Here is a 7442-nt window from a genome sequence, read left to right on the forward strand (position 1 = left end):
CTGGGCGATGGTCTGCATGGCATCGACCGCCTTCCCGACCGCGGCACCGCTGGCCTCGGCGTCCTGCGCCGACTGACGCGCGATCGCCTCGGTCTGGCTGGCGTTCTGGGCGTTCTGCTTCACGTTGGCGGCCATCTCCTCGACGGACGCGGACGCTTCCTCGGTGGAGGCGGCCTGTTCGGTCGAGCCCTGCGACAGCTGCTCGGCCGAGGACGACAGCTCCTGCGAGCCCGCCGACACGTTGCCGGCCGCCGCGTTCGCCTCCATCACCACGGCGCGAAGCCGCTCCAGCATCGTCTGCAGGGCGAGACCCATCGTGTCCTTGTCGGACAGTGGCTTGGCCTCGACGGTCAGGTCGCCCCCCGCGATGGCGTCGGCGAGGGCGGCGGTCTCCCTGAGATTGTCGGTCATCCGATTCATGGCGGTGATCAGGTCGCCGATCTCGTCGTTCGAGGTGACCGCGATCGTCTGGCTGAGATCGCCGATCGCGACGGCTTCGGCGAGCGACACGGCCCGCGCCATTCCCCGGGCGATCGAGACCGCGAGCCACCCGGCAATGCCGAGGCCGAGGAGGAGCGCGCCGGCCAATGTCACCAGCATCAGCGTCTGGCTCTCTTGCGAAGCCGCGTTCGCGCGCTCGACCGCCTCCGCCATCTGGCGGCCCTGGTAGTCGGACAGGAGGTCGAAGGCTTGGTTGGTGGCGATGGACGCAGCGCTGTACTCGCCCGACACGAGCTCGATCGCGTGAATGGGTGCGCCGGGCTCGATCGTGGCCAGGGCCCTCTGGAACGAGGCGAACCAGGTCTCGAAACTCTGCCGGACCGCTTCGCTGGGAACCTTCAGGGCCGTGCCGACCCGGAGCAGGTTGTCCAGGCTGCGCCTGATCTCGTCGCGCATCTGCTTGGTCGCAGTTACGTGCTCGTCCAACCCGGCGACGCTGACTGCGCCCGTAGCGGCTTGCAGCCGGCCCCAGGCCCGTTCGAGGGGGATCTGGAACGCCATCACCACCTTGATCAGATCGATGGAGTGCTCGTCGGCTTTGGCCGTGAGAGCCTCCAGTTCCGTCCGCAGCACAGCCATGGCCGGGCGCCCCACGCCGATGATCTCGGCCCAGGCCCGGGCATTGGCATTCATCCGGGCCAGATCCACGATCCGGTTGCCCAGAGCGACCTGCTTCTCATACTTTTGGTCGAGATCCTGGACGAGCCGGGCACCCTCGTCGGTCGTGGCACCGGCCTTGACCTTGGCGATGATCTCCTGCGCGCGCTTGCGGTTATCGAGGGCGCGCTTGAGCGAATCCGCGATCTGGGCGTCGTTCACGGTGATCACCGCCGTGCGCAGGTTGGCGGTGCTGCGGATGGTATTGCCCTTGGCTTCCAGCACCAGGGCCTGCGTCTCTGCGCGGCCGCGGAGGAACGCTTGGCTCCTGTCCGCCTCCATCAGGCCCCGGTAGCCGACCCCGCCGGCCAGGCCCGCGAGGATCAGCAAGGCACCGAAGCCGCCGGCCAGCTTGGCCTTGATCGAAAGACGCATTTCCCTACCCCTGCCGATCAGTTCAAGATTGCCTGCATGTCCGGGATGATGACGAAGTCATCCCCGGACTTGACGATCGAGCGAATGTATTCGGGCCGCCATGCCGTGCCGATCTTCGGCGCCGGCTGGCGGCTCACCAGGGCGACCGCGGTCACCTCGAACACCTTGTCGGCCACCAGGGCCACCAGGGTCGGGTCGCCGTCGAGATCGAGCTCGATCACCACGAAGCGGGTGTCCGGCGTCGCGGCCGCCAGCGGCATGCCGAAGCGCTCGCGGATGTCGGCCAGCGGCACGACGTTGCCGCGCACGTTGACCACGTGGCCGAGATGGGGCCGCGCCCCGGCGACCCGGGTGGTCGGGATCGGGTCGATGATCTCCCGCACCATCCCGGCCCCGAGCGCGAAGGTCTCGGGGCCGATGCGCATCATCACGACCTGCAGGGCGTGGCCCTGCTCGATGGCCTCGACGAAATCGGTCATCACGCCACCTCACGATAGTCGCGCAGCCCGTCCGGGGCGGCGCCGATCTGTCCGCCGGCCATCAGCTGGGCCGGGTCGATGATCAGAGCGGCGGTGCCGTCGCCCAGGATCGTGGCGCCCGAGAAGGTCGTCACGTCGGCGTGCAGCTTCGACAGCGACTTGATCACCGTCTGGTGGTTGCCGAGGATCTGGTCGGCCACGAGCCCGAACCAGGCCTCGCCCACCGAGACGATGATCACCTTCTGGTACGGGTCGGGCTCGCCGGCCGCCTCGAACAGGCTGCGCAGGCGCAGGAACGGCACGAGGTCGCCGCGGATGTTGAGGAAGTCCCGGCCGCGCTCGCTGCGCCCGCTCTCGGGCAGCTCGACGCATTCCTCCACGGCCGCCAGCGGCAGCACGTAGCGGCCGTCGCCGACCCGGATCAGCAGGCCCTCGATGATCGCCAGCGTCAGCGGCAGCCGCAGCACGATCGCGGTGCCCGCCCCCGGCTCGGTGGTGATGTCGATCGAGCCGCGCAGGGCCTCGATGGTCTTCTTGACCACGTCCATGCCGACGCCGCGGCCCGACAGCGCCGAGATCTGCTGCGCGGTGGAGAAGCCGGGTGCGAACAGGAACTGGTAGACCTGCTGGTCGGTGAGCGGGGTGCCGGGCGCCACGAGCCCGCGCTCCTCGGCCTTGGCGCGAATGCGCGCCACGTCGAGTCCGGCGCCGTCGTCGCGCACGGTGACGTGGACCTGGCCGCCGACATGCTCGGCGGCGAGCAGAATGCGCCCGGTCGCGTCCTTGCCCGAGGTGCCCCGGCGGGCCGGGTCCTCGATCCCGTGATCGATGGCGTTGCGGATCAGGTGCACCAGCGGATCGGCCAAGCGCTCGATCACGGTCTTGTCGAGCTCGGTCTCCTCGCCCTCGGTGACGAAGGTCACGGGCTTGCCGAGATCCCCCGACAGGTCGTGGACCAGGCGCCGGAACCGGCTGAACAAGGCCCCGATCGGCACCATGCGGATGCTCATGGTGGTGTCGCGCAATTGCGCCGACAGCCGCTCGATCTCCTCCGCGATGGTCTGGAGCCCGGCATCGGCATGGTGGCCGGCGAGCTGGCTGAGGCGGGCCTGGGCGATCACCAGCTCTCCGACCCGGTCGAGCAACTCGTCGAGCCGCTCGGCCTCGACCCGCATGGTGCTGGCCGCGCGCGGCTCGGTGCCGCGGGCCGAGCCCCGGCGCTCGGCCTCGGAAGCGGCGGGCTTGGCAGGCGGATTGGCCGACGGTTTGGCCGGCACTTGGGCAGATACCTGGGCGGATACTTGGGCAGGCACCGGCGCAACGGGCTCGGCGACCGGCGCCGCCACGGCGGGCACGGGCACCGCGACCGGTGCGTCGGGAGCCGGCGCGATGTCGTCCAGCGGCGTCAGGGTCAGGACCATGTCGTCCCGCACGAACAGGAAAACGTCCTCGATCGCCTCTCGGGTCGCGGATCCGCGCAGCGTGACGTCCCAGCCGAGCGCCAGGCTCTCCGGATCGAGGGCGGCGAGGTCGGGCAGGTTGCCGAGGCGCGGTACCACGGTGCAGGGACCGAGATCGCGCAACTCGTCGAGCAGCGCCAGCGGGTTGGTGCCGTTGCGCAAGACCTCCGGGGCGAAGGCGATGCCGATCCGCCAGCCGGCGGCCGTGGCCTCCGGGTCCGGCGCCTCCGGTTCCGGCGCGTATGCGGGCTCCGGTGGGGCCTTCGCCCGGCTCACCAGGCGCTCGAGTTCGGCCAGGATCGCCTCGCCGATCACCGGGGCGGTGGCGTCCGGATCCTCGATCAGCGTGCGGATATAGTCCTTGGCCGAGAGCGACACGTTGACCAGCGCGGCGCTGGTCGGGACCTCGCCGCGCCGGACCAGGTCGAACGCGGTCTCGAAATCGTGCGTGAAGGCGGCGACCCGGTCGAAGCCGAACATCGCCCCCGATCCCTTGATCGTGTGCAGGGCCCGGAACGCGGTGTCGATCAGCGCCGAATCGTCGGGCCGGTCGCCCAGATCGAGCAGCGTTGTCTCCAGCCGGTCGAGAAGCTCGTTGGCCTCCGCCAGGAACACCTCTCGTGGATCGTGATCAGTCATGGTCGAGCGGATCCAGTTGCGCCGTTTTCCGAGATATCGGGGCGATCACGCGTCCGATCAGGGCGCCGGCCAAAGGCTAGATCGCGCGATCGACCCAAGACTCGGTCCATCGACTGTGAAGCAGCGTGCTCTCAAATTCTTAAAAAATGAAGTCCTGATCTCGTTAAAAAATTGCCACACCCAAATTTCTCTGAGAACGCCGCGTTTCTTGAGTGTTTCGGATCATTACGGCTCGAAAAAAATAGTATTCACGCCTTACGCGGTCGGCGCTATATCGGTTGCGCTTAATCAAACTACCGGATGTTTAGATATAAGCACCATGTTACCTGCGGTAGTATTCATGGATACGATCGCTGTGACGGAAAGATTGCCGACAACTCAGAACAGATCGATACCGGCCAGGGGATCGTCGTCGCGGCTGATGGCCGGCGCCGGCGTGCCGAGCAGACGCCGGGACATCCGCTCCCGGACCTCGCCCAGCGTGCAGCCGGCGATCGTGGCGGCGACCCAGTCCAGTTCCCCCCCGGCCGCGTCGGCGGAGCGCTCCGGGGCCGCGCGGAGCGCCCGCAGGATCGCCTGGAGGTTCTGCATGCGCTGCTTGGCGAGATCCTGGAATTGCATCGCCACGATGGCGCCCGAGACGTCCTGGGTGATCGCCTCTGTGGTCTGCACGGTCTGGCCCAGCACGCCGGCGAACCGCGAGCTCTGCTCGACCAGGGCCTGCATGACCTGACGCACCCGGGCGTCGGCGTTCCGGCTCTCCTCCGACATGTCGATGGTGGCGATGTCGTGCAGGAGCGCGTGGCTGCTGCGCAGGCCGTCGGCGATCGAGCCGATCTGCTGCTTGATCACCCCGGAGAGCGTGTTGATCGTGCCGGCCAGGCTGCGCACCTCGTCGGCGACGACAGCGAAGGCTTTTCCCGCCTCCCCAGCCCGGGCCGCCTCGATCTTGGCGTTGAGCGCCAGCAGGTTGGTCTGGCGGTTGATCTTCTCGATCTCGGCGATGCTGCCGTCCACCGAGGACAGTTCGCCCAGCACGCCGTTCAGCGCGCCCTCCATGGTGGTGCCGCGCGACGACATGAAGCCGATCCTGTCGTTGAGCATCGCCAGGATCTCGCCCAACGCCGCCGCGACCTCGGCCAGCGGCCGTTCGGCACCATCGATCCGCACCGACTGGATCGACGCGACCAATCCCTGCACGATCTCGGATTGGCCCCGGGTCGTCGCGGCGATCCGCTGGAACCGCTCCGAAAGGCCGTGCACGTCGGCCTCGACATCCGCCGAGACGATCCCGATCTCGTCGATCAGGGCATCCAGAGTCTTGCGCTGGACCTCCGACAGGCCGAGCCGGGCCTGAAGGATATCGGCGGCCCCGAGCGGGTGCCGCGACGCCGCCGGCTCGGCGGCGGGCGCGTCCCCGACCAGGGCGAGCGCCCCGCGCGCATCCGATGCATCCCCATGATCCGACTTCAGGTTCGCGCGCCCCCAAAAGGCCATCGACATGTATTCCTCGGACTCGGCCAGCTCTCGCCGGGGACAGGCTCGAATTGACGGCCGTGAGCCGCCGGTTTCTAAGCCGGGCATCTGAATGAACAGTTATGCCGCATTCTATATGTGAGGCGCGTGACGCGATTTCTGCGATCCGCCTCCCGCAAAGATCGTCGATAGACTTCAATGTCCGAATATAAATTCATATCCTATATTCGCTCGTATGATCGATCGAATATCAGTCGTTACCGATCAACGATCTGAGTCGACCTCCGCACAACACACTCAATACAAAAACGTCTTTCGGCATCGGACGGACAGTTTTCAACAGGAATCGCGAGGTAAAGCCCCTGTCCTGCTGGCCCCTATCATCGTCTCAAGGGAAACTTAACAGCCTCGACTCTTAAAGCGAACGACTGCAGCCAGTCTGGCCGCGCACCCGCAGCGGATTCCTCATGGCCGAACCGATCACCCTCACGATGCCGCCGGATTGCACGATCCGGACGGCGCAGGCGCTCCAGGCCGACCTGCTGGCGGCGCTCGACGGCGCGTCCGGCCTGTCGCTGGATTGCGCGGCGATCGAGACGGTGGACGTCACCTTCGTCCAGCTCGTCGTCGCGACCGCCCGGTCGGCCGTCCCGCGCGGCGTCACCCTCGACCTGACCAACCTGCCCGACGCGGTCGCGGCGGCCTTCCGGCGCGCCGGCTTCGTGCCGCACGCGCCGTTCGCGACGGCCCCCGCCCACTGATCCCAGGACCGGATTTTTTCATGGCCACCGTTCTCGCCGTCGACGATTCGCCCAGTATCCGCCAGATGATCAAGATCGTGCTGGCCCCCGCCGGCCACACGGTGATCGAGGCCGAGGACGGCGCCGAAGGCCTCGCCAAGGCCAAGGCCGGGGCGATCAACCTGGTGATCACCGATCTCAACATGCCGGTGATGAACGGCATCGAGATGATCAAGCAGTTGCGCACGGTGCCGTCCTGCGCGGGCGTGCCGATCCTGTTCCTGAGCACGGAATCGGACGAGAGCATCAAGCAGCAGGCGAAGGCGGCCGGGGCCACCGGCTGGATCACCAAGCCGTTCAAGCCGGAGCAGCTGCTGGCGGTGGTGGCGAAGCTGATCCGCGCCTGAAAGCCCCACGCCTCCTCCTCTGCGAGCGACCGGATTATCACAGATCGGGATCGAGCGCGCGCCCTCTCTCTCCCGCACGGGCTTGCGGATTCACATATCGGGGTCGGCGGAAGACACGGGAGACATCGCGGCTCTCCCTCCCCCCTCTGCGCTAACGGATTCACATCTCGCGTTTGGGATCATCGTCCGGTCGACTGGCGTGGCAGTCCAGAACTGCCCGGCGCCCTCCCTCCCCCCTCTTCGGGCTACGATGTTCACACATCGCTGCCGGATGAGGGGCAAGGCCAACCCCAAGCGCGTCTCCCTCCCCCCTCTGCGGGGGACGGTGGGCCGGCCGTGAGGCCGGGTCGGGAGAGGGGAACCCGGGTTCAGGAAAGAGCGCGACCGGCATGACGGGCGAAGCCCTGTTCTGCACCGTTGCTCCCCTCTCCCGACCCCCTTTCGGGGGCCACCCTCCCCCGCAGAGGCTACGAAATTCACACATCCCTGGCCGAGACGCGCTCTCCTCCCCCTTGCGGGGAGGAGTTGGAGGTGGGGGTGGTGCAGGACCGAGCGCAGCGGTGCCTTCTGGACCACCCCCACCCCTGACCCCTCCCCGCAAGGGGGAGGGGAAAAGCGCCTTTCTTTCAGAACCTTGGCGTTCGGGAGAGAAGTGTGAATCCGGTAGCCCGCAGAGGGGGGAGGGAGAGCCGCGGTGTCTCCCGTGTC

6 protein-coding genes are annotated in these 7442 nt (G+C 67.6%); 2 read left to right on the forward strand and 4 right to left on the reverse strand.

All coding sequences use genetic code 11. The annotated features are described in order from the left end of the window. From MKL09_RS22925 to MKL09_RS22940, 4 genes are all read right to left on the reverse strand, one after another. The coding region (locus MKL09_RS22925; RefSeq protein ID WP_244024027.1) for a methyl-accepting chemotaxis protein at positions 1-1533 on the reverse strand (1533 nt) is incomplete at its 3' end. Between the two features lie 17 nt (positions 1534-1550). Continuing rightward, positions 1551-2012 carry a chemotaxis protein CheW gene (locus MKL09_RS22930; protein ID WP_244024029.1) on the reverse strand — a complete coding sequence of 154 codons (462 nt, stop codon included), beginning with the start codon at positions 2010-2012 and terminating at the stop codon, positions 1551-1553. Continuing rightward, complete coding sequence (locus tag MKL09_RS22935) at positions 2012-4111, reverse strand: chemotaxis protein CheA (protein ID WP_244024032.1); 2100 nt, start codon at positions 4109-4111, stop codon at positions 2012-2014. The genes MKL09_RS22930 and MKL09_RS22935 overlap by 1 nt, the downstream gene beginning before the upstream one ends. A 378-nt stretch (positions 4112-4489) precedes the next feature. Then, positions 4490-5614: a methyl-accepting chemotaxis protein gene (locus MKL09_RS22940; RefSeq protein ID WP_244024034.1), complete on the reverse strand. Its 1125-nt coding sequence runs from the start codon at positions 5612-5614 to the stop codon at positions 4490-4492. 440 nt (positions 5615-6054) lie between these two features. Between MKL09_RS22940 and MKL09_RS22945 the strand changes: the two genes are divergently transcribed. Next, the gene (locus MKL09_RS22945; protein ID WP_244024036.1) at positions 6055-6348 is read left to right on the forward strand and encodes an STAS domain-containing protein; all 294 of its coding nucleotides are present in this window, start codon (positions 6055-6057) and stop codon (positions 6346-6348) included. Between the two features lie 20 nt (positions 6349-6368). Next, positions 6369-6734 carry a response regulator gene (locus MKL09_RS22950; protein ID WP_244024038.1) on the forward strand — a complete coding sequence of 122 codons (366 nt, stop codon included), beginning with the start codon at positions 6369-6371 and terminating at the stop codon, positions 6732-6734. Positions 6735-7442: the final 708 nt, after the last annotated feature.

It is taken from the genome of Methylobacterium sp. J-048, from assembly GCF_022829515.1.
Taxonomy (GTDB): Bacteria; Pseudomonadota; Alphaproteobacteria; order Rhizobiales; family Beijerinckiaceae; genus Methylobacterium.